Raw genomic sequence first — 23,941 nt, forward strand, 5'->3', positions numbered from 1 at the left:
ATGGCAAAACCTGCTATTTTTTTTCAATGTTTTATCAGACGCTAAAGGAAACTTGAATGAGTCAACCGTCTTTTCAATCATTTGCTGATTTATTCCAATCATCAGAATTTATTCATCGTCATGTTGGTATTAGCCAAGATGAAAAAGAAGCAATGCTAAAAGCCGTCGGCGCTGACAGCATGGCAAGCTTTATTGAACAGACGGTGCCAGCTTCGGTACGTCTTAGCAAAGAGTTAGATTTACCCCTGAGTATGACTGAGCATGATGCCTTGGCAAAGTTGCGCGGGTTGGCGGATAAAATCAAGGTCAATAAAAGCTATATTGGCTTAGGCTATTATCCGACTCGCCTACCTGCAGTCATTGCGCGCAATGTGCTTGAAAACCCAGGCTGGTACACAGCTTATACCCCTTATCAAGCGGAGATTGCTCAGGGTCGTTTAGAGGCTTTACTTAACTTCCAACAAGTTTGTATTGACTTATCAGGTCTTGAATTGGCGGGCGCAAGTTTGCTTGATGAAGCGACGGCGGCGGCTGAAGCGATGGCAATGGCAAAGCGTGTGGGTAAAAGTAAATCTAACCAATTTTTTGTTGATAGCCGTATCTACCCTCAAACCTTAGATGTCATCAAAACCCGCGCCAAGTATTTTGGTTGGGAGATAGTGGTCGGTGATTTTGACGTTGCCAAGAATGGCGATTTCTTTGGCGCAATTTTCCAGTACGTGGGCGCGCAAGGCGATGTGGTTGATTTAACTGATATCATCAGTGCAGTCAAAGCCAAAGGCACGCAGACAATCGTTGCTGCGGATGTAATGAGTCTGGTACTTCTTAAATCACCGGGTAGCATGGGTGCGGATGTGGCACTGGGTAACACCCAGCGTTTTGGTGTGCCGATGGGCTTTGGTGGTCCACACGCGGCTTATTTTGCCTTTAAAGACAGTGCCAAGCGTTCTGCCCCAGGTCGTATCATTGGCGTATCAGTGGATGCCCAAGGTAAACAAGCCTTGCGTATGGCACTACAAACCCGTGAGCAACATATCCGCCGCGAAAAAGCCAACTCAAATATTTGTACATCGCAAGTGTTGCTAGCCAATCTGGCAGGGATGTATGCGGTGTATCATGGTCCTGAAGGCGTGAAACGTATCGCCACCCGCATTCATGCGTTGGCAAGCGCTTTTGCCCAAGCCATCAAACAAGCTGGTATGTCGATTGTGCATGAGCAGTTTTTTGATACCGTGTTGGTCAATACCGATGGTCAAACTGAGCAAATCTATCAAAACGCCCTTAATATCGGCTATAACCTGCGCAAAGTAGACGATAACCATATCGCGATTGCCTTTAATGAAACCAGTGACGCAGCGGATTTTGGTGTACTCACGCAGTTATTCACAGGCGTAGCCGCTCAATTATCTGATGATATCAGCTTGTCTTTGCCAGCGTCACTGCTACGTACCGATGCGATTTTAACTCATCCTGTGTTTAATCGTTATCACACCGAACATGAAATGCTGCGTTATTTGAAAAAGCTAGAAAACAAAGACTTGGCGATGAATCATAGTATGATTTCGCTGGGTAGCTGTACCATGAAACTTAACGCCACTAGCGAAATGCTACCGATTACTTGGAATGAATTTGCCAATGTGCATCCATTTGCGCCACGTGAACAAGTGGGCGGCTATATTGAAATGATTGAAGGCTTGCAAGAGCAACTCAAAGCCATCACAGGGTTTGACGCTATCTCTATGCAGCCAAATTCAGGCGCTTCAGGCGAGTACGCAGGACTATTGGCGATTCGTCGTTATCATGAAAGCTTAGGTCAACCCAATCGTCATATCTGTCTGATTCCGCGCTCCGCTCACGGTACCAATCCTGCCACAGCACAAATGATGGGGATGGAAGTCGTCGTAGTAGCCACCGATGAGCGTGGTAATGTTGATATTGCCGACTTGACTGAAAAAGCGGAAAAATACAGCGACAATCTGGGCGCCTTGATGATTACCTACCCTTCGACGCACGGTGTGTTTGAAGAAGGTATCCGTGATATCTGTGACTTGATTCATCAACACGGCGGTCAAGTGTATATGGATGGCGCTAACATGAACGCGCAAGTCAGCATGATGCAGCCTGCGGATGTCGGTGCTGATGTCCTACACATGAATTTGCACAAAACCTTCTGTATTCCACACGGCGGCGGCGGTCCTGGTATGGGTCCTATCGGCATGAAATCACATTTGGCGCCTTTTATTGCCAATCATGTCGTATCTGCGGTACCCAATGCCCAAGATGGCATGAGTGCGGTATCGGCTGCCCCGTTTGGTTCAGCCAGCATCTTGCCTATCTCATGGATGTATATCACCATGATGGGTCGTGATGGCTTGGTGCAAGCGACAGAAGCTGCGCTATTAAATGCCAATTACACGGCTATGAAATTAAAAGACCATTACCCCGTGCTTTATAGTGGTGAAAACGGTCGCGTCGCCCATGAATGTATCATTGACATCCGCCCACTAAAAGCCGAAACAGGTATCACCGAAGTTGATATCGCCAAACGCTTAATGGATTATGGTTTTCATGCGCCAACCATGTCTTTCCCCGTAGCAGGTACTTTGATGATTGAGCCGACTGAGTCAGAAAGCAAAGAAGAGCTAGACCGCTTTATCTCAGCCTTAATTCAAATCAAAGCTGAGGCGATGAAAGTTAAAAACGGCGACTGGCCAGCAGATAACAACCCGCTAGTGAACGCACCACACACCGCACAAGTAGTGACCGGTGACTGGGATCGTCCATACAGCCGTGAAGAAGCCGCCTATCCACTCGCCTATGTACGTGACAATAAGTTTTGGCCATCGGTGAGCCGTATCGATGATGTGTATGGCGACAAAAATTTAATCTGTTCTTGTCCCGATATCTCAAGCTATGAGAATGGTGAAATCGCGGAATAAACATCAATCAACACTTACCGTATTTTTTACAAAAGCCATGCAAAAATGTGTGGCTTTTTGCTATAAAGCCAATTGCGAGCCAAAAGAATTCTGCTATGATGCAGGGGACTCAAAAAAATTGTAATCACCACGCGTGACTTTAAACCCATCATAAGTCAAGGATGACATTATGTTTAGTACCATTGCGATTATTATTTCGCTCTTTCTATTAATGTATTTTGCCTATCGCGGCTATTCTGTATTAATTTTAGCACCCTTGATGGCCACCCTAGCGGTGGCGCTATCAGGCGATATTCTAAGCTCACTACCTATCTATACCACCGTTTTTATGAAAGCGTTAAGTGGCTTTTTATTGAAGTTTTTTCCCATATTTTTGCTCGGGGCGGTGTTTGGTCAGCTGATGGCAGATTCTGGGGCTGCCACAGCGATTGCCAGAACGGTGGTTAGTAAATTAGGCGCGAATAAAGCCATACTGGCTGTGGTTTTGGTCTGTGCGATTTTAACCTATGGCGGTGTGTCGCTGTTTGTGGTGGCTTTTGCCATTTATCCGATTGCTAAAGATTTGTTCAAGGCAGCAGGGGTGCCAAAAAGGCTAATTCCAGCGGCGATTGCGTTAGGGTCATTTACCTTTACCATGACGGCGTTACCCGGGACACCGGCCATCCAAAACGCCATTCCCATTCCCTATTACGGTACCAATGCCTTTGCCGCACCCATACTGGGTATTATTGGTTCGCTTGTGATGTTTGGCTTGGGCATGCTGTGGCTGCAGCGACGCGCCCATAGCGCCAAAACGGCTGGCGAGGGATATGGTATTCATGAAGATGATGAGCTGCACGCTGATAACTTAGACCCCCATCACACCTCTTTTATGGTGGCGATGATTCCTTTGGTATTGGTCATCGGCATAAATGCCTTGTTAACGTATGCGGTTTTTCCGAGTATGGATTTTTCTGCACTGCAAGCGCAATTTAAAGACTTGGATATCAAGGGCGCTTTGGGACTTTGGTCAATCATTATCGCTTTAGTCACCGCAATTATTGCCTTGATTGTGCTGCGTTTGGGCAAATGGACGAACTTGCAACACAGTCTTAATAAAGGCACTTATAGCTCTATGTTGCCTATTTTTAATACAGGCTCAGAAGTCGGTTATGGTGCGGTGATTGCGACATTGGCGGGTTTTGCGGTGTTACGAGATAGCGTGTTAAATCTGTCGCCCAATAACCCATTAATCTCAGAAGCTGTGACTATGACCACCTTAGCGGGCATCACCGGTTCTTCTTCTGGCGGCTTGAGTATCGCACTGCCCATTTTAGGCAAAGAATATTTGGCGCAGGCGGTGGCGCATGGCATCGATCCTGAATTATTGCATCGGGTCGCGGTGATGGCAGCAGGTGGCTTAGACACGCTACCCCATAGTGGTGCGGTGATTACGTTATTTGCCATTTGCCATTTGACTCACAAGCAATCTTATAAAGATGTCGCCATGGTGACGATGGCAATTCCGCTGATTGCGGTGACGGTGGTGATTGCTTTGGGTACCATGCTGGGTTCTTTTTAACCTGTTTATTTTTAACCTGTTTATTTTTAAGCCATTTAGTAGTAAAAAATCCCACTCAGCGGTGGGATTTTTTTATTTATTCAGCGGTTGTTTCATGGTCGCTAGATGGCGAGTTATTGGCAATCACCGTATCTAAAATGGGTAAAATCTCTGCCATAATCCACGCTTTGCGCCAGCCACTCAGCCAAGGGCTTAATGCCGGTTTTTCTGCTGCGACAGCATAAGCATACAGCTCTGACAGCCATTTTTTTCGCATCAATACTGTCTCATCAATTGACAGGGTTTGCCCATGCTGTTTAATCGCTTTTTCCAGTTGTTTTTGCACATCGCTAGACAGACTGCGATACGGCAAAGGCAATAGAGCTGGATAGGACGCATCATCTTCTTTACGTACCTTATCAATCAGCGTCAAAATCTCTTGCCCATACATGCGAATCACATTGGGCTTGATACTGGTAAAACCTAACTGCTTCATACTAAAAGGCGGTTTTTCGACGATTTCACGGAGCGCCTGCGGGCGCAGGATAAAAGTGCGTGGTCTATTGATTGATTTGGCAAGTTGTTCGCGCCATTCGCACAGAGTTTGCAGCATGGCGAGTTGCTCGCGATTATCTCGGTAATCAGCCACACTCAAGTACAAGGCATTATCAGGCGTGCTAAAGTTGGCAAAAATTTCTTGGGTATAGCTTTGGCAGTCTTCAACCGCATATTGCCATAAACCTTGCTCGATCAACTGTGTTTTGATGGCCACAAACATCGGCAATAAATAACGCACATCGTCTACCGCATAGCTTTCTTGCTCAGGCGTTAATGGGCGCTGCAACCAATCCGATTGGCTCTCACCTTTATCCACATGCACAGCAATGGTTTCTTGCAGCGATTTTTGATAGCCAAGCGAATTTTCACCGGTCAAAAAACCTAAACCAATTTGGGTATCAAACACATTGCGCAGCGCAGGCAAGTTGGAGAGTAAGTAATAAATCCCCAAATCTTCGCCACACGCATGTAACACCACGGTGGGTATATCCGCTAACACTTCCCAAAATTCTTCTAAATACAGCTTGGGCGCGTCAATTAAATAAATCGCTTTGCCTGTATTGATTTGAATCAGCGCAAGAATAGGAAAAAAAGTGTCGCGCTTAATAAACTCAGTGTCTAACGCAATGGTATCGACTTGCTCTAGGTCATCGAGCAGGGCAAAAAGCGCATCCTGAGTTTTCACCCAATGGATTGGCAAGTCATGAAGTTGTTGTAATTGGGCTGGGCTTAACGGATTTTGGATGAGCATAACTTGGGTCTTGTGGACGGATAATTTAAGCGTATTTTATGATGAATCTAGGATTTTGTCTTGTCAAACTGATGAAAAGATTTTATAACCGTCCACGATTTTGCAGGGCTTGACCCAGTGTCATGCTATCTAAATACTCAAGCTCGCCGCCCATCGGAATCCCTTGAGCAATCCGGCTGATATGAGTGACGTAAGGCTTGACCGCTTCACTGATAAAATGCGCGGTGGTTTGCCCTTCTACAGTGGTACTGGTCGCCAAGATGATTTCTTCCACCGGGGTTTGCACGGCTTGGTGTTGCTTTAACAGCTCAATCAGCTGATTGATGCCGAGCTGCTCCACCCCAATGCCATCAATGGGTGATAAATGCCCGCCAAGCACAAAGTATTTACCGTTAAACCCAGCGGTTTGCTCGATTGCCATCATGTCTGCTGCCGTCTCTACGATACAAAGTACGCGCTCATTGCGGCGCGGATCGCTACATATCGGGCAAATATCCTCATCTGATAAACCACGGCATACTTGGCATTGCTTGATATCATGCATCGCCACAATCAAGGCTTCGCCTAGTGCTTGACCTTGCGGGCGTTTATAGCTAAGCAAGTGCAATGCCATGCGCTGGGCAGATTTGGGTCCTACCCCGGGCAGTACTTTGAGTTGTTTTACAAGTTCATCAAATTTTGGCGTTAGCATAGGCGCATTCTTATAAACATGATAAAAAATAAAAAAGCTGACAGTCAATTATCAGCTTTTTATGGGGGTTTGACTGCCTAATCGCAAGGCAATTTTCCACTATTTTATAGCGCTACTTTATAAGCCTAGTATAGCCCTAGTGGGTTTAGAATAAACCATTCATGCCTGGTGGCAACCCCATGCCATTGGTGGCATTCGCCATTTCAGTCTCGTGTAGTTCATCGGCCTGACGCACGGCATCATTGATAGCAGCCGCAATCAAATCTTCAATCATATCAGGGTCGTCTTGCAGTAGGCTTGGATCGATTGATAAACGTTTGACCACATGGCGACCATTCATGGTGACTTTCACCAAGCCACTACCCGCTTCGGCATGCACTTCTTTTTCTGCCAGTTTTTTCTTGGCGTTTTCAACGTTTTTTTCGACTTGTTTTTGCATCATTTGCGCTTGTTGCATGAGGGCTTGTAAGTTCATGAGTGTTCCTGTTTGTTTCTAATGTTGGTGGTTCATTGTAGCGAATTTGACCGCAAACTGTCTATTGCTAATCGTTAGCCCAAATTTTTAACATACAACTGTTAACCTAAAACTGCTAACCTAAAATTGTTAACCTAAAAATGCTAAGATACCATCACTCACATAAATGCATTAACAGAAAAAAACTATGACTATTACTATGACAACAACTACACCTGCATCGCTAGAGGTCGCTCTCTATAAAGCCGCTGATGTTATTAAATGCGCCCAAAATATTGCCATCCTGACGGGGGCAGGTGTCTCGGCTGAAAGTGGCATTTCGACTTTTCGGGATAAACTTACCGGACTGTGGCAACAATACCAAGCCGAATATCTGGTGAGTGTTCAAGCGTTTGAAAAGGAGCCTGAACTGGTGTGGCAATGGCACCAATGGTGGCGTGGACAAATCGCCGATAAACAGCCCAATCCTGCCCATTTTGCTTTAGGTGAATGGCAAGCATTGGCAAAGCAGCAAGGCAAAACTTGGACGCTATTTAGCCAAAATGTCGACAATCTGCATGAGCAAGGCGGTGCCACGGTGGCAAAACTGCACGGGAATTTAGCCAAAAATCGTTGTCATGATTGCGGCAAGCCGTATGACAAAGCCATTGCTGTGACGGATACGGTATTGAAACATTGTGAATGCGGCGGTTTGATTCGCCCTGATATTGTGTGGTTTGGCGAGATGTTGCCGCAGGACGCTTGGCAAACGGCAGAAACGGCAACGCTCAATTGTGAGGTATTGGTGAGTATCGGCACATCAAGCGTGGTCTATCCTGCGGCGGGCTTGATTGATTTGGCAAAACAACAGGGCGCAACCGTCATCGAGATTAATCCCAATCCGACCCACACCACAGCGGTTGACATCGTATTACCTGACAACGCGGGGAAAATATTGCCGTTGTTGGTCAAGGCGCTGAAATAAAAAAGCGCAATAAAAAAGCCAGTAAATTTTGCTATTGGCTTTTGAGTTCTGTCTAATGGGTTTTGGCTTTATATCAGGCGAGTGTATCCAAACCGCGTTTTAAATCAGCGATAATATCATCGACATCTTCAAGCCCCACTGAGAAGCGAATTAAGCCTTCGCTCACGCCTGCCTCGATTCTTGCTTCAGATGTCATGCGAAAATGGGTCGTCGTCGCAGGATGGGTAATGGTGCTTTTGGCGTCGCCTAGGTTATTGGTAATCGAAATCATGTTGGTACTATCGATAACATGCCAGGCTGCCGCTTGGTCAGCCACCTCAAAGCCAATAATGGCGCCAAACGCACCGCCTTGCACATTTTTGAGTGCGGTGTGTTGGCGTTTGGCGATGTCATGGGATGGGTGATCGGGCAAGCCTGAAAAATGCACTTTGCTGACTTTTGGGTGATTGTGCAAAAATTTAGCGATTTGATTGGCATTTTCGCAGTGGGCTTTCATACGCAGTGACAAGGTTTCTAGACCCTTTAGCAACACCCACGCATTAAATGGCGATAGACTAATCCCACCGGTACGCACTACCCCAAAGGCTTTTTCCATCAATTCATTGTTACCGACCAGTGCACCGCCTAGCACACGACCTTGACCGTCAATATATTTACTGGCGGAATGCAATACCACATCCGCACCCAACATTAAAGGTTTTTGAATAGCGGGGGTTGCAAAGCAGTTATCGACGATTAATAGCGCATCGTGGTCATGCGCGAGCCTTGATAAAAAGCTTAAATCGGCAATTTGCGCCAAAGGATTGGAAGGGCTTTCGCAGTACAGCACCTTGGTATTTGGTTGCATCGCGTTTTGCCAAGCGTCATTGTCAAAGCAGTCGACATAACTCACCTCAACGCCAAACGCTTTAAAGTAGGTATCAAACAGGGCGACGGATGAGCCAAATAATTGCTTGGCTGCTAGCAGATGATCACCGGCTTGCAAGTACGCCAAACACATGGTCAAAATCGCGCCCATGCCTGATGCGGTTGCAACGCAGCGCTCGCCTTCCTCTAAAGCTGCCAATCTACGCTCAAAAGCGCGCACGGTCGGATTGGTATGGCGAGAATAAACATTGCCTTTTTTATTACCATTAAAATGATCGGCGGCATCGGCGGCATTTTTGTATACGTAGGAGCTGGTGGTAAAAATCGCTTCGTTATGTTCGCCTTCATCGGTACGGTGATAACCGCCGCGCACGGCGATGGTTTGGTCGGCATACTCTAGGCTTAAATCAAGTGCATCACTTTGCCAGTTGGGGTCTAATTGGGTCATAATGTTACATCTTTTGTGCATCAAATAAATTATGATAGCATAAGTTGGATTTGACGGTGGCTTTCAAGTCAGTATTTTACGCAAAAACGCCATGACAACCAACTTTTCTTAGGTGAGTGCCACGTTAATTAGTGATTTTTTAAAAGGATTGAGGCTTTGGTAGCAGCATTTTATTCGGTATCTGTTGGCTTTGTCAGACTAGCATCGCAAAAATTTACCACCAAAATTGTGACGTTTTGCTTGCCATTGCTACTTACGCTGCTACTTACGCCACTTACCGGTTGTCAAATGCTGCCGAGCAACCCTCATATCGCCGCTACACCAACTGTATCAACGCAGCTGCCAGGTGCGCAAAAATTTTCCGAAAAATCGCGTATACAAGGTCAATATTTAATCAGCCGTATCAGTGCCAGCAAAAACCCCTCACCGAGCAAATTTTCCGGTTATTATCCGCTGATTGATAGCAGTGATGCGTTTGCTTCACGCAGTATTTTGACTGAAATGGCTCAGCAAACCATCGATATCCAATACTATATTTGGCACAACGATGCAGCAGGGCAATTGATGCTTAAAGACTTGTACCAAGCCGCCAATCGGGGTGTCAAAGTACGGCTGTTACTCGATGATTTGAACACCAATCCGGAACTTGACCAACAGCTGCTTGCCTTTGCTGCACATCCTAATATCCAAGTGCGATTGATTAACCCCAAAATGGTGCGCAGCTTTACCCCCGCCAATTTTGTGGTAGCACTGCCCCGCTACCAACGCCGCATGCACAATAAAAGCATGACCTTTGACCGCCAGTTATCCATCATTGGTGGGCGCAATATTGGCGATGAATATCTGCGTAAAGATAGCATCGCTGAGTTTGCTGATTTGGATGTTTTGCTTGCCGGCAAAGTGGTCAACCAAATCAATGATAGTTTTGAAGATTATTGGGATAGTCCTCTATCGTATGATATCGAGCGTTTGGTCAAACCCTCAAAAAACCCCGATCGTAATAAAAGCGATGAGCCATTTTTGGGGACTTTGACTGCGATTGCACCGGTCAACAGCCAGTCTCATCTGCATAAAAGCTCGCAACTTTATCGGGTACAAAATGGCGCAATAGTCGATAAACAACTGTATAACAAAAAAATCCCATTTCGTTGGCAACCAATGGAATTTTTGGCAGATGATGTCAAAAAACTGCTTAATCAAGATGATAAAGATAGCCGATTGGTATCCAAGCTTCGTGCCCGTATTGGCACCCCAAAACAGCAATTGACCATTGTCTCATCGTATTTTGTGCCCACTGACTTGGGCGTACTGCAACTAAGCAAACTCATGGAAAACGGGGTAAAAATCAATATTTTTACCAACTCGTATGAATCAACCGATGTGCCTATCGTACATTCCGGGTATAACGTAGCACGCGTGCCGATGCTCAAAGCGGGAATTGGACTGTATGAGTTAAAATCCTCTGCCGATGCAGACTTTCGCCGCAAAAAACGTAGCTTATATCGCAGTAAATACAGCACCAGTTTGCATACCAAAGCCTTTGCGGTGGATGACAAATACACTTTTATCGGTTCTTACAATGTGGATCCGCGCTCTGCCAATATCAATACCGAGCTTGGTGTGCTGATTGAAGATAAAGCGCTTGCCAAATCCTTTCATAATACGTTTGATAATTCTATGCTCAATGTCAGTTACCGCGTCAATCTCACTGATAATGAACAACTGATATGGCAAACCCATGATGATAAAACCAATAAAAAGCTTATCAGCTTGGATAAAGAGCCGCATATGACGTTTGTCAATGGACTTTGGCTAAAGATTTTTTCTGCCTTGCCATTTAAGCGCTTATTGTAAGCGGCTATATTACAAAAAACACACATTTTTGATAGTAAAAATAGTATCAAAATCACTATAGTATGCGGTTTCAAAAAGTAATATATCTCAACTGTTCAATTGTGACATTTGGTTGTAATATTTGTTTAAATAATTAAATTTATTACAGTTTTGACAAATTATTGTTCAATTTTTCAATTGATTTAATTTGTCATGTGAATAGTGACGAATTTAATTTTTTAGCACGTTAAATAACCTATTTTTCCATTGATTATAAAGCTTGTAAACCTTTAGCCAGCTTCTAGGTAATATTGTCAACTATGCCATTTTTTCATGATGCCAACGAAGAAATTAGGGATTTAAATCGCTACGAAAAAAACGTGGTGTATTTAACGATTTTTGGGGCTTTTTTTGCTTCCTTTGATTTTACGATTTATTTTTATTTTAATGATAGTATCAATCAAGCTTTTTTCCCAGATAATATGCCTGAGTCGTTAAAGTCGATTTGTTTTTTGCTGCTGATTTTAGCCGGTTATATGTCAAGACCGCTAGGCGGTTTGATATTGGGTGATATCGGCGATCGCTATGGCAGAAAACGTGTGTTGCTGTATAGTTTGCTGTTGGTGGGTGCGTCTGGTTTAGTGATTGCCTGCTTGCCTAGCTATCATCATATTGGTGTGGCAGCGATTGTTCTCATACTATTATTGCGTTTAATTCAAGGCTTTGGCTATGGGGCTGAGGTACCCGCTTCATGGGTATATATTGCTGAGCATATGCCTCGGCGTCAATTAGGATCAGTGTGTGGCGGTCTTATTAGTGCACTGATTTTGTCGACTTTGATGGGCAATATTTTAAGCTCCACCTTATCAAATATGCTTACCCCTGCCCAGATGCAATCGTATGGCTGGCGTATTCCTTTTGTCCTCGCCAGTATCGGTACGCTATTTGCGGTGCTGTTACGAACCAAGCTTGAAGAAACCCCGCTTTGGCTGATGGCTAAGTCTAAAAATCGCTTGGTTAAACGTCTGCCGATACGCCGAGCTATTATCAAATACCGTTATGGTACGGTGATGACGCTGGGTTTGTCCTGGTTTACCGCCAGTGTTTATTTGACGATTTATTTGCTTTTGCCGATATTGGGTATCCAGTTTTTTGATGTCGATACCAGTTTGATGATGATATCCAATGGAGTGGGTATTATCTTTGGTGGATTGGGGGCGTTAACCTATGGTTATTTTGCCGATCGTTTTAATTCAGGTCGTGTATTTACTTTAGGCTGTATATTTTTAAGCATTGCCAGTGTTGTTTTCTTTGTTTCACTAAAAAACAGTAGCGAATTACTACTGATTAACTATGCAATTTTAGGGTTTTTCTCTGGTGTGATTGGCTTAGTCCCAAGTATTTGTGTGCGTCTGTTTCCAGTGAGTGTACGCCTAAGTGGCATTAGCTTTAGCTATAACGTGGCGTATGCATTGGCAGGCGCATTATTGCCTGTGCTATTGGTTTATTTTTCACGTAAATTAATGCTTTCAAGCGCCTTGTATTTGGTGTTTGTCTGTGTGATTGGCATTATCATGGGTATGTTGTTGACCAATTTGCATGGTTTGTATCGCATGGAAGATAAGCGGCTGATGAATTCTTGAGTTTTTTCATCGCTGATAGTTGTTTTACCATCGCTTTTTTTAGTGCTTTCTTTGACAGATTAGCTATAGATTAGCCACTTTTTTGAATATTTGCCGATGACACTGCCTATAACCCTGCCTATGACCTCAATGCAGCATAAACGATTGTCCACCGCACCGATGATTGATTGGAGTACACGCGATTATTGTTACTTTGCTCGATTATTCAATCCTTATACTTACCTTTATACTGAAATGATCAGTACCTCGGCAATATTGCAGGGAGATACAGACTATCAGCTGCGATTTTATCCCAATGAACATCCTTTGGTGCTTCAGCTTGGCGGCTCAAATCCTGATGAATTGGCGCGCTGTGCTAAAATCGGGCAAGACTACGGTTACGATGAAATCAACCTAAATGTCGGCTGCCCATCAGATCGGGTACAACATTACAAAATCGGGGCTTGCTTGATGGCAGAGCCCAAATTGGTGGCAGATATTGTCTCTGCCATGCGTGATGCGGTGGATATTCCCGTCACTGTCAAGCATCGCATTGGCATTGATAATTTTGATAGTTATGAGTTTATGGCGGATTTTGTAGATCATGTGGTAAAAGCAGGTTGTCAGCATGTCATCGTCCATGCGCGCACCGCTTGGCTACAAGGCTTAAGCCCTAAACAAAATCGTGAAATTCCGCCCCTTCGCTATGAGGATGTGTACCGCTTAAAGCAGGATTTTCCCGATATATTTGTGGAAATCAATGGCGGTATCACCACTATTGATGAAATCAAAACCCATCTGACGAAAGTCGATGGTGTGATGATTGGGCGTGAAGCTTATCACAACCCTTACATTCTAGCCGAAGCCATGCAGCTGTGGGACGAGCCAGTACCTAGCCGAGCGGATATTTTTTATCAATTACTGGATTTTTTGGCAGCCAGTGACGCGCGAGGCACACCATTGACGGTCATTATGCGCCATTATTTGGGCTTGTTCCAAGGATTGACAGGCAGTCGTAAATGGCGTCAGGCGCTTAGCGGGCAAAAATCCCTCTCGGTCGCCCAAGTTCGTGAAGCGGGTGAATCGGTATTGGCGTTGAATGTGGGTTAAAAGTTAGCTAAAAAAGACTAACTGTATAAATACTGCCACATCGCCAAGCCATTATTCATCATATGCAACACCACAGGCAATAACAGTGACCCTGACATGATACGCCCATAGCTAAATAACATCGCTAGACAAAAAATCCCCAACAACTCGACCACCCCGTATTGCATATGAATCACCGCAAATAGGATACTGGTTAGCACACTGGCGCCCCACATACCAAGCTTTGAGCTGGCAAGCCCTGTCCACATAAACCCGCGAAATATCACTTCTTCATAAATCGGCGCAAATACCACCATCGCCAGCACAAGCAGCCAGCGTGGATGTGCGGACTCAGCAAGATTGTCCATAAACATCATGGGCTCGCGACCCAGCCAGACGGTAACTAGATTGATGATAACATTCAGCACAATCAGTAGCGCGCTACATTGTAACAACTGATACCAAGTAAAGGGCTTGAGGGCAAGATAATCTTTGATACGGCTGTTTTTAAATCGGATAAACAAATAAACGCAGCCGAGCACCATGGCTAAGGTAAAGCCTAGAGATAGACTCATTACCGTGCCGTTTTCACTGCCCTGCAACACTTTTTCAGCGATAGCCAAATTTGCGGCATCTTGTAGCACCCATGGTGCAAATAACACCACGCCAATCAATTGACTGGCAAAAAACACCACCAATAACACCATGGATAGCACAATGGTCTTTGGCAAATCGTAGATGGGGGTGCTAGGCTGTAATGATAAATTTTGCAAATTAAACCCTTTAATGGCTATTTGTGTTATTACTGGATATCATGATTGACTGAGTGAATAAGCGCTTTGATTCGTTCAACCGTACTGGCTGGGTATTCTAGCGGAAACATATGTCCGCCTTCATGCACTTCAAAATCAATGCCCATACGCTGTTTGACCAGCGCAGGAAACCCACGTTTGAAAAACAGGCTATCTTTACCAATTATTTGCTTGGCAGGAACAGCCGGCGGATGGTTAGGTTTTTGCCAGTATAGCGAGGGGTTGGTACGAAACACCGCCACTTCCACCGCTTTTGGAATGGTAAGCGTCACTTGTCCATCTGCGGTATCAGTCAAGCCATAACCAATAAAATCATTAAAACAGCGCTCATCAAAGTGTCGATAGAATGCTTTATGTCGTAGATGCTCGTAGGCGACTTCACGGCTTGGCCATGTGTCACGGCGATGGCTTGATAGACCTGCAGGCGTGAGCCTATCTACCAACCGTGGGCTGAAGCGTTTTGCCCAATGTAGTGCCATCGAATAGTAGCCATGAATGAGCGGTGGGTCTAAGGCAATCACTTGGCTAAAGAGCTCGGGCGCCTCATAGCTGGCTTGCAGTGTGCACAATGCGCCAAGCGAATGCCCTAGCCCGATGACCTTGTTTTGCCCGCGCGCGCTTAAGTGCGCTTGGATGCTATCAATCACTTGTTGGGTCAGTTTTTGCCAATGATTATCAACCGGATAACGCGGGTCAATGCCTAGCGCTGGAATATAGACAATATCAAATTCATCACTCAGCAAATCAAACAGATATTGATAGCTACGTGATGGAATGCCATTGGCATGCGCAAAGTGTATTAGCGGTTTTTGCCCTATTCCTGCTGTCTCTATTATGCCCCCTGTCCCTGTCGCTAGCGTTGGCGCAGAAGGCAAACCATTGGCTAACGGATACTGGCTCGTCTCAGATGACATGGTTATTGCATTCCTTTATCATTTGCAGCCGCTTGGGTTAATTGGCTGGTAAAGCCTTTGGAGACCGTTTCGCCAAACCCATAGCCGATTTGGCTGGCAAATTTACCAAACACTTTTTTCACCGGGTCTTCTGGATTATATTCCACTACATTGTCTAGTTTGAGCTGAGACTCAAGGGTGCTGATGCCGCCTTTTTTATCCGCCAAACCGAGATTAATCGCTTGCTCACCACTCCAAAACAACCCGGAAAAAAGCTGATTGGCGTCAGGGTTTTTGAGGCGATTGCCGCGACCTTGTTTGACAGCATTGATAAAATGGGCGTGGGTGTTATCAAGGACACCTTGTACATGTTGGCGCTCAAAATCGGAGAGCGGGCGACTCATGCTTAAAATATCTTTGTGCGCACCGGCTGTCATGGTGCCATCTTTAACGCCTAGTTTATCCATCAAACCTTGGACATTGTAGCTTGGCATAATCACGCCGATTGAGCCGACCAAGCTTGAGGGATTGACCCAAATTTCATCTGCCGCAGAAGCGATATAATACGCGCCTGAAGCACCCATATCTTCGATAACGGCATACAGTTTTTTGTTAGGATGGGCTTTTCTCAATTCGGTCATGGTTTGCCAGATTTCATCGGATTGTACAGGCGAGCCACCCGGTGAGTTGATGCGTAATGCTACCGCTTGCGCTTGGTCGTTGTTAAACGCTTCCGTCAATGCCTCGCCCACCGCTTGACTATTGGCTTCATTGTCGCTGCTGATGACGCCTTTGACATCGACGACGGCTAAATGCGGGTTGCTCATATCGATATCACTCATGCCACTTTTGGCAGAGCCACTACAGCCTTTGGCTACCACCGCCCCAAATAGTAGCACATAGCCCAAGGTGATAAGCTTAAAGAAAATACCCCAGCGTCTTGCACGGCGCTGCTCCACAAGGCTTGCCATGAGGGTTTTTTCTAGCAATTGCCATTCTTGGCCTGCGTATGGCGCATTGGGTGGCAAGTTTTGCGTATGGTTTTGATGAACGGGTGGCTTTGACTGTGAGGGTTGGTTGGGATCGGGTGGCCAATTATCTGACATAAAAGTTCCTTTGCAATAGGTAATTTACCGCCCATGATAGGGGGAAGCGGTCAAAATTACAATCACTGCCTTGTAGCCAAATCGTCAATCATCAGTCCGTATCATCTGGGGCGAGCGTGTAAATTACCGCACCCAGTTGATCGGCATACAGGACTTCGAACGGGTGGGCGGCAGGCTTATCCACTGACCAACTAGTCAGCGATAACTGGCTATCTTCGCCCAGTTTTTGCGACTTATACGCGCCTGTGACCACATGCAGTAAGGAAGGTTTTGTCAACGCTAGCCACGATGGTTTAATAGATAAATTATAGGGCTGGATCAGTAAATGCGTTGCCGATACCGTGCATAATTTTTCAGTCATTTGCATGGGGATATCGCTATTACCTGCCAACATCAGCACATCGTAGGTTTTGCTGGTTGGTGGCATAAAACGGATGTGAATATAACAGGTTTGGGTCGCTAGCTTTTGCTCATCGGTTAAGGCTAAATCCAAGTGCCATCCCGACACTGCTGTCACTTCCAAGCCATCTTGTTGCCAATGTTGGGCGGTTTGGCAACTGCGGGGTGTAATCGCACGAAAACTTGTAGATACAGCCTTATCTGTTACATCAAGCCTGCTGTGTTCGACATCATATCCTGCCAGCCAGTAGGCTTGAACAGGTACATTGGTGGCAAGTTGTTGCACCAGCTCATTGACGCGGACACTGGGCGTTTGACTAATCACCCCAGTTAATTGGTGAACCTGCTGATTTGCCAACAGCGGATAAACATCACGATTCAACAGCGAACTGATTTCTTCATCAGCCGCAACATTACGGATAGCTTGTTTGGTTTTCAAAAAATTGGGTTTATCCGCCTGAGCGGCTTTTACTTGATTGTCCGACAAAATAAGCCAGCTATCATCGCCTTTCTTTAACAAACTGATTACCAGTTTAGGGTTATCAGCAACTGCCAGAGTCGGTTTGTTGTTACTTAAGCTGCGCTGCTGCAGTGGCAATAATATCAATAGGATAGCCAGTGGCAACATCAGCATTCTAGGCAACAAGCCTTTTAACAACCCCAATAGCGCAATTAACAAACACAGGGCAAGCTGGGTTTGTGACAAGGCGAAAAATGATTGTTTGGCAACACCCGTGTCGATAAGTTGGTTGAGCAAACAGTGAAATAGATTGAGCAGGGTTGTTAGCATCGACCAAATGATTTGGCTTAGCCAATCGCCCACCATAGGTAGCCAACTAACGACGCCTGCCAACATATCCAAGGGTACAACCACCAAGCCTAAAAATGGTACGGCTAGCAAGTTTACCAAAATGCCGATGACCGATATTTTGCCAAAAAACCACATCACGATGGGCAGCATCCAAATAAACAGCCAAATTTGCAGCTTTAGTAACGCCTTGAATTGATGGCTTATGATTTTAACAAAACCACTCAGCACATCGCTGCGTGCCGTAGGCGCTAGTAACTGACTAACATCCTTAATTTCAACGGCGCTAACTGTCCCTATTGTCTCGCTAAATTTCAACAGTAAAACCACCGCCACAAAGGATAACCAAAACCCTGCTTGCCCGACAGACATCGGCTCAAGCCAAGTCATGCCTAGCGCAACCCAAGCCAACAGCCGATAAGCAGAAAAATTAACCAATAACTGTTTCGACAGCGTGAGCAGTAACAGCATCCAAAATGTCCGCTGGGCAGGTATCTCAAAACCCACCAATAGCGCATAAAACCCTGCCATCACCACACTCACCCAAAGCACCAACAAACTACTCGGTAATTTGACCAACAACTGGGGCGCAAGCCATTTAACGAGCCATAATAAAAAAATGGATACGATAGAAGCTAGCATCAACACATGCGGGCCTGAAATTGCCAATAAATGGCTAATCCCCGTGACTTGATAGCGATTCTTAAGGTCGCTATCCATCAGGCTTTTATCACCCGTTAACAGTCCTAATAAGATTGCATGGCTTTGGATAGCGCTCTGACTTGAACTTTGAGACGTGGATTGAGCAATGTCGTTATTTTTAGCATTGACTATAGAGGTGGATTGTTTCAGCAGGGTTGTATGCAAATTGGCGAGGATTTTTTGGCGTAGTTGCCAGCGCAATTGTTCGATAGCAATAGCCATACGTTCTTTCACATGGGATGGGTTAAATTCCCGTAGGCTCGTTTTTTCAATACCGATGATCACTCCCTTTGCTTGCACCCCACGCTGCCTTAACCATTGCGCTTCATCAAATCCTAGCATGAGCGGTTTAGCATTGCTGGGTAAGCTTGTAGGCTTAGGCTTTGCAATGGGCTCAAGCTGTAATTTTACGTTAAGCTGCATGCCAGGTCTTAACTGCGACAAGGTCGCTTCCCAATCAGGGTTGTCTTTGATATTAGCGGTAATGAGTGCCGTTAGCGGTGGTTGAAGGGTTGATGACGATGCATCAGCATCACCGTCCTTATCAACGCGGACTTGCAGGATTTGTTTGATGAAACCATTGCCAATCAGGGCAGTATCATTTGATAATGGGCTCATTTGGCTCACCGTATCGCTGATCTGATGGGATTCAACGATGGCATCCACTGTGAGCGCTGAGGGCAATAACGCGTCTTCATACCGCTTATAATGATATAAACCATAACTGGCGCTCAACATGAGCGTCAGCAAAAAGATAAAGCTTGATAATAACGGTAAGGCAAAACGGTAGGCGAATGCAGGGTTTGGCAATGCTCTTTTTAGCTGTTTACGCTTGCAGCCATGGTATAAACCTAAATTGATTAGCAGCGCTATCAACAGTACTACTGATAAAACATACCAAATTTTTGCATCATAACTGGCTAGCGCATAACCTGTCATCAAGGGTTGATTTGCTAGTGTATTTACCACTAAAAAACCCAACAAACTGGCAACCGTGATGAGCCAAATCATGTTTCATCCTTGATAAAGATAGCGATAGCTCGCTACTTCCCTTACAATTATCGAATGAACGATATAGTAAAACAAATAGCAACTTTTGGAAATTATTAATCGATGTTGACTCAATTTAGTAGCGGCAATGACAATGCCTCAGTGTTCGGCAAAAAAAGTATTCAAATCAGTCTAGGGATTGCAGGATTGATACTGGTTGTTGACTGCGGGCTATTGCTGGCCAATCGTGTTTTTCATATTGGCACCCTAGTGCCATTGGGCATAGGGCTAATTTTTTTAGGCCATGCGGTGTACTGGGAACGTATCCAACTTTATTTGGCGTCACAGCCGTCATTAAAAAAATTATGGCAGCTGGTTTGGCTACTATTTTTTGTCTGGTTAATAAGTTTTTGTGTCTTTGTCAGCTATTTAAAACAGCACTTTAACACCGATAACCATCCTAAAGCAGCGCAAGCGATTATTGTCTTAGGTGGCGGAACAAAAGATAATAAGCCGACCGATGCGGTAAAACTGCGTTTGGATAAAGCATCTGAAGTCATCAAGCGTTTTGCAAACGCACTTGTGATAACCAGTGGTGGTTTTGATGCGGGGGAGGATGTCAGTGAAGCCAAAGCGATGGCGGACTATTTACATGACACCTATGGCATCAGCTTGGCGCATATTGCGCTTGAAGAACAAAGCACCAGTACCGAGCTTAACTTTATCCATAGTAAAAAGATTTTGGCACAGCAAGGGATTGCCTTAAATCAGCCGATAATCGCAGTCACCAGTGATTTTCACACCTTGCGCGCAAGCCTTATTGGCAAACGACAAGGATATACCAATTTACAGGTGGTCGGGTCTGACACCCCTTGGTATATCCGTCCAAATGTGTGGTTTCGCGAATACTTTGCTTTTATCAGCGGTTGGCTACTCGATGAGTATTAAGCCACCCACGTGCCATTTTGTAAGGCCAATTGCTTATCCGCTAACTGTGCCAATTGCCGGTCATGGGTGACCATCAACAGCGCGGTATTAAAATCTTTTTGTAGTTCTGAGAGGATTTCAAACACCGCCTGCGCATTGGCGTAGTCTAAGTTCCCTGTGGGCTCATCAGCCAGTATTAATGAAGGCTTTGTCACCAGCGCCCTAGCAATCGCTACACGTTGACGTTCACCGCCAGACAGCTCGCCTGGGCGATGGGTCAGCCGATGCCCCAGCCCTACTTTTTCCAATAATTCAATAGACTGTTGACGCGCTACTGCGATTGGCACTGCTTTTCGCATCAATAGCGGCATTGCCACATTTTCAATGGCAGTAAACTCCGCTAACAAATGGTGAAACTGATAAATAAAGCCCAAATGCTGATTACGAAGCTCACCGCGCTGGGTTTCATTCAGATCATTGATGCGTTGCCCATGTAACCAAACTTCCCCACTGGTCGGCACATCTAAGCCACCTAAGATATGTAGCAAGGTACTTTTACCCGACCCGCTAGTGCCAACAATGGCGATGCGCTCGCCACTGTTAATACTGATATCCAAATGATTGAGCACATTCGTGGTGGTTTTACCATCTTGATAGGTCTTGGTGATATTGTTTCCTGTTAAAATCGCCGTCATGGCTCACTCCTATTCATAACGCAATGTTTGAGCCGGTTGAATGCTAGCTGCTCGGCGTGCTGGGTAAATGGTTGCCACAAAACTTATTACCAGTGAGGCTGCCACGATGATGGATACGTCTTTCCATTCAAGTTGTGAAGGTAAATAGTTGACAAAATACGCATCAAATAAATGTAACCCAAATAAACTATTGATACCGCCTACCACATCGCTCACGGTCAACGCTAAAATCACGCCCAAAATAGTTCCCGCGACGGTACCAATCACCCCAATAAACAATCCTTGCACCATAAATACTTGGGTGATGAGCTTAGGCGACGCACCAAAGGTTTTTAAAATCGCAATGTCCGCCTTTTTATCAGTCACCAGCATCACCAAGGATGAGACAATGTTAAATGCAGCAACCAAAATAATCAAAAACAGCAATAACCCCACCATGGCTTTTTCCATTTGAATCGCACCAAATAAATTCCCATGCGTCGATGTCCAGTCACTAGGTATAAGCATATTGGGTGCAAGGCTCGCGGCTTGCTGAGCCACTTGTGGTGCGGCAAACAAATCCTTTAATTTCATGCGAATACCTTGCGCTCCCGCAGGCAGACGCAATAACGTAGCCGCATCACTCATTGGGATGAATGCCATAATATTGTTGACTTCGGGGCTGATGTCATACACCCCAGTGACGGTAAAACGCTTGAAGCGCGGAATCACGCCAGCAGGCGATGGCGAAGCTTCTGGCAACACCAAGGTGACCATATCGCCTTGTTTCACCCCCAGTGAATCCGCCATTTGCTTGCCAATCACAATGTCAAATTGACCTGCTTTTAGACTATCGACACTACCACTTTCCATATGCTGATGAATAATCGAGACTTTTTTCTCATAGCTTGGCTCAATACCTGTCACCATGATACCTGCGACTTGTCCATTCGCGGTGAGCATACCCTGTAATTGGATAAAAGGTGCGACGGCTTCAACTTTGGGGTTTTTTTGAATGGTTTGCGCCAGTGTCTGCCAGTTTGGGATAATTTCACTGGCAGTGACAGTGGCTTGCGGCACCATGCCCAAAATACGACTCTTGAGTTCGCGGTCAAAGCCATTCATCACCGATAACACGGTAATGAGCACAGCGACGCCAAGCGTCAAACCCACCATTGAAATCAAAGAAATAAAAGAAATAAATCGGTTACTTCGCTCAGCACGGGTATACCGTAATCCCAAAAACAAAGCCAACGGTCGAAACATAGCATTCCTAAAAATTATCACTATTTTGATGATACAAGCAGGCAATGAAATAGCTTATGTCTAAAACTATTATTCAATCCTGCTAAAAGCGTGTTAGTCTGACACATTTTTTTACCGTTTTGGCAAAAGTTTTTTTGCAATTTTGCTAAAAATTCGCAGAATCAAACATATCTGCGCAATAAATTGTGGATGTTTTAAGCAAAATAAGGTGAAAAAATTCTGCATGTCCCCATTAACATAGCAGAATTAAATTTCATCCCTGTTTAATCAAGGGTTAATCCATTGTTAACAGATAGGTTAATAGCTGATACTCGTTGATTTAATCGGGATGATTTGAAGGCTCATATTAGCCTATTGATAGCTGATAATGTAATCATTAAAATTTTGATAAATATCGTGACAGCTGTTTAGTTTATTCAGTGTGTTTGCAACATAAGCCTGTTGTTACTGATAAACCTGTTGTTACTTAAAGGACGTCTTATGACCAATACTCACCAACCCCCTTCTTCAAATGCCCCCAATACGATTAGTCTAAACTGTGATCAAGCGGTTGGTCATGCAGATCACTGGTCATGTTTTACCAACAATATTCCCGATGACGTCCCAAATTGGTTGCAATCGCATATTGATACTGCCACCATGCCTACCCCACTAAAGACTACCAACGCCACGTCTTCGCATATTTTACTATCGGGTAATCAGCCAATTCATATCAATCAAGTGATTGAAATTGATAGCAATCGCTCACCCAAACGTTTGATTAATGCGTTTCCTTGTGTCAATAGCCCGTATGGGCAATGGGTCACTATTGAAGGGGTCTATAAATGTGACAATCAGATAGAGGCGATTTTGCGCTTAAAAACTGATGACAATACCGTGCTGTATGTATTTGACCAGTATTATGCCATCAATGCGCACAACTATGAAAAAAATCACCGCTACTTAATCAATCTGAGTGCATTTGCTTACAGCGTAAGCTTGAGTAACCGCTCAGAAACTATTGTGGTTGATGAGCCTGAAGCGATTCGCTATCACCGCGCCTTTAATGATATTTTGACCAAAAATAATAACGTTGCCCCAAAAGACCTTGAAGCCCAAATCGCCGCTTGGCAACCTAGCGAAAACGACCTGCCGCTGGAGCCAATTGAAATCAACGTCGGTCACATGTGTGCTTATTTATTTGGTGAAACCATCGGTCAACAAGATGAAGCCTGGTGTCAAGGTCAAATTATTGGCAAACAGACTACCAGCTTTAACGGCGTTGACTTTGTATTGCTGGATGTAGTGATATTACGTGAAAGCCTTGATAATCCTGTTGTTATTCGTTTAGCGGTCAACGCCGATAACATCGATGCGACCATTCAAGTCAATGACTATATTCAAGCCAATATTTGGCTACAGGGGACTATTTTTACGGAAAACCAGAAAAAAGCAGCCACCAATTATAGAGCGTTTTAAGCCTTTCCCTTGTAAGATTATTGATTAATTTTCTTGAAGCCACTGCCGATTATGACAGTGGCTTTGTTATTTTGTAAATAAATGTAAATTTTGCCCTTTATTTTATTTAATTCATTGAATTGACTATAA

At 44.9% G+C, this 23,941-nt stretch carries 18 protein-coding genes; 8 read left to right on the forward strand and 10 right to left on the reverse strand.

The features are described from left to right. The first annotated feature begins 56 nt into the window (after nucleotides 1-56). Together gcvP and RT034_RS07110 are read left to right on the forward strand one after the other, a co-directional pair. Nucleotides 57-2,939: an aminomethyl-transferring glycine dehydrogenase gene (gcvP, locus tag RT034_RS07105; protein WP_313015491.1), complete on the forward strand. Its 2,883-nt coding sequence runs from the start codon at nucleotides 57-59 to the stop codon at nucleotides 2,937-2,939. A gap of 169 nt (nucleotides 2,940-3,108) precedes the next feature. Then, nucleotides 3,109-4,500, forward strand: a complete 1,392-nt coding sequence (locus tag RT034_RS07110; RefSeq protein WP_313015493.1) for a GntP family permease — start codon at nucleotides 3,109-3,111, stop codon at nucleotides 4,498-4,500. Between the two features lie 76 nt (nucleotides 4,501-4,576). Here RT034_RS07110 and RT034_RS07115 read toward each other — a convergent pair whose 3' ends face one another. The 3 genes from RT034_RS07115 to RT034_RS07125 form a co-directional block, all read right to left on the reverse strand. After that, entirely contained in the window at nucleotides 4,577-5,788 is a 1,212-nt protein-coding gene (locus RT034_RS07115) for a ribonuclease D (RefSeq protein ID WP_313015495.1), read from the reverse strand. Nucleotides 5,789-5,870: 82 nt separating this feature from the next. After that, nucleotides 5,871-6,479, reverse strand: a complete 609-nt coding sequence (gene recR / locus RT034_RS07120) for a recombination mediator RecR (protein WP_313015497.1) — start codon at nucleotides 6,477-6,479, stop codon at nucleotides 5,871-5,873. Between the two features lie 145 nt (nucleotides 6,480-6,624). Then, on the reverse strand, nucleotides 6,625-6,954 hold the full coding sequence (locus RT034_RS07125; RefSeq protein WP_313015501.1) for a YbaB/EbfC family nucleoid-associated protein: 330 nt from the start codon (nucleotides 6,952-6,954) through the stop codon (nucleotides 6,625-6,627). 199 nt (nucleotides 6,955-7,153) lie between these two features. Here RT034_RS07125 and RT034_RS07130 point away from each other — a divergent pair, with 199 nt between their 5' ends. Beyond that, nucleotides 7,154-7,918 (forward strand): NAD-dependent deacylase, encoded by a 765-nt coding sequence (locus RT034_RS07130; RefSeq protein ID WP_313015505.1) that lies wholly within the window; start codon nucleotides 7,154-7,156, stop codon nucleotides 7,916-7,918. A 73-nt stretch (nucleotides 7,919-7,991) separates the two neighbouring features. On the opposite strand, the gene RT034_RS07135 is transcribed toward RT034_RS07130, so the two are convergent. Next, complete coding sequence (locus RT034_RS07135) at nucleotides 7,992-9,233, reverse strand: O-succinylhomoserine sulfhydrylase (protein WP_313015508.1); 1,242 nt, start codon at nucleotides 9,231-9,233, stop codon at nucleotides 7,992-7,994. 156 nt (nucleotides 9,234-9,389) lie between these two features. On the opposite strand from RT034_RS07135, the gene RT034_RS07140 reads away from it, so the two are divergent. The 3 genes from RT034_RS07140 (at nucleotide 9,390) to dusA (ending at nucleotide 13,798) form a co-directional block, all read left to right on the forward strand. Further along, nucleotides 9,390-11,087 (forward strand): phospholipase D family protein, encoded by a 1,698-nt coding sequence (locus RT034_RS07140; protein WP_313015510.1) that lies wholly within the window; start codon nucleotides 9,390-9,392, stop codon nucleotides 11,085-11,087. Between the two features lie 299 nt (nucleotides 11,088-11,386). Continuing rightward, a complete protein-coding gene (locus tag RT034_RS07145) occupies nucleotides 11,387-12,709 on the forward strand; it encodes an MFS transporter (RefSeq protein WP_313015513.1) in 1,323 nt (440 codons plus the stop codon). Between the two features lie 120 nt (nucleotides 12,710-12,829). Beyond that, nucleotides 12,830-13,798, forward strand: a complete 969-nt coding sequence (dusA, locus tag RT034_RS07150) for a tRNA dihydrouridine(20/20a) synthase DusA (RefSeq protein ID WP_313015626.1) — start codon at nucleotides 12,830-12,832, stop codon at nucleotides 13,796-13,798. A gap of 17 nt (nucleotides 13,799-13,815) precedes the next feature. Here dusA and RT034_RS07155 read toward each other — a convergent pair whose 3' ends face one another. The 4 genes from RT034_RS07155 to RT034_RS07170 all read right to left on the reverse strand — a co-directional run bounded on the left by RT034_RS07155 (nucleotide 13,816) and on the right by RT034_RS07170 (nucleotide 19,508). Further along, on the reverse strand, nucleotides 13,816-14,550 hold the full coding sequence (locus RT034_RS07155) for a CPBP family intramembrane glutamic endopeptidase (protein WP_313015516.1): 735 nt from the start codon (nucleotides 14,548-14,550) through the stop codon (nucleotides 13,816-13,818). 29 nt (nucleotides 14,551-14,579) lie between these two features. After that, on the reverse strand, nucleotides 14,580-15,407 hold the full coding sequence (locus RT034_RS07160) for an alpha/beta fold hydrolase (protein ID WP_313015628.1): 828 nt from the start codon (nucleotides 15,405-15,407) through the stop codon (nucleotides 14,580-14,582). Between the two features lie 98 nt (nucleotides 15,408-15,505). Beyond that, nucleotides 15,506-16,588, reverse strand: a complete 1,083-nt coding sequence (gene sppA, locus RT034_RS07165) for a signal peptide peptidase SppA (protein WP_313015520.1) — start codon at nucleotides 16,586-16,588, stop codon at nucleotides 15,506-15,508. Between the two features lie 91 nt (nucleotides 16,589-16,679). Then, nucleotides 16,680-19,508, reverse strand: coding sequence for a ComEC/Rec2 family competence protein (locus tag RT034_RS07170; protein ID WP_313015523.1), 2,829 nt, complete (start codon nucleotides 19,506-19,508; stop codon nucleotides 16,680-16,682). Nucleotides 19,509-19,610: 102 nt separating this feature from the next. Here RT034_RS07170 and RT034_RS07175 point away from each other — a divergent pair, with 102 nt between their 5' ends. Then, nucleotides 19,611-20,435 carry a YdcF family protein gene (locus RT034_RS07175; protein ID WP_313015525.1) on the forward strand — a complete coding sequence of 275 codons (825 nt, stop codon included), beginning with the start codon at nucleotides 19,611-19,613 and terminating at the stop codon, nucleotides 20,433-20,435. Here RT034_RS07175 and lolD read toward each other — a convergent pair. Together lolD and RT034_RS07185 are read right to left on the reverse strand one after the other, a co-directional pair. Then, on the reverse strand, nucleotides 20,432-21,109 hold the full coding sequence (gene lolD, locus RT034_RS07180) for a lipoprotein-releasing ABC transporter ATP-binding protein LolD (protein WP_007115912.1): 678 nt from the start codon (nucleotides 21,107-21,109) through the stop codon (nucleotides 20,432-20,434). The two genes, RT034_RS07175 and lolD, sit on opposite strands and share 4 nt — an antisense overlap. Nucleotides 21,110-21,118: 9 nt before the next feature. Continuing rightward, nucleotides 21,119-22,354, reverse strand: coding sequence for a lipoprotein-releasing ABC transporter permease subunit (locus RT034_RS07185; RefSeq protein WP_313015530.1), 1,236 nt, complete (start codon nucleotides 22,352-22,354; stop codon nucleotides 21,119-21,121). 480 nt (nucleotides 22,355-22,834) lie between these two features. Between RT034_RS07185 and RT034_RS07190 the strand changes: the two genes are divergently transcribed. Continuing rightward, complete coding sequence (locus RT034_RS07190; protein WP_313015535.1) at nucleotides 22,835-23,812, forward strand: hypothetical protein; 978 nt, start codon at nucleotides 22,835-22,837, stop codon at nucleotides 23,810-23,812. The last annotated feature ends 129 nt before the right edge of the window (nucleotides 23,813-23,941 follow it).

Origin of the sequence: Moraxella sp. CTOTU48841 (assembly GCF_032061225.1) — a bacterium.
Lineage (GTDB): Bacteria > Pseudomonadota > Gammaproteobacteria > Pseudomonadales > Moraxellaceae > Faucicola > Faucicola cinerea.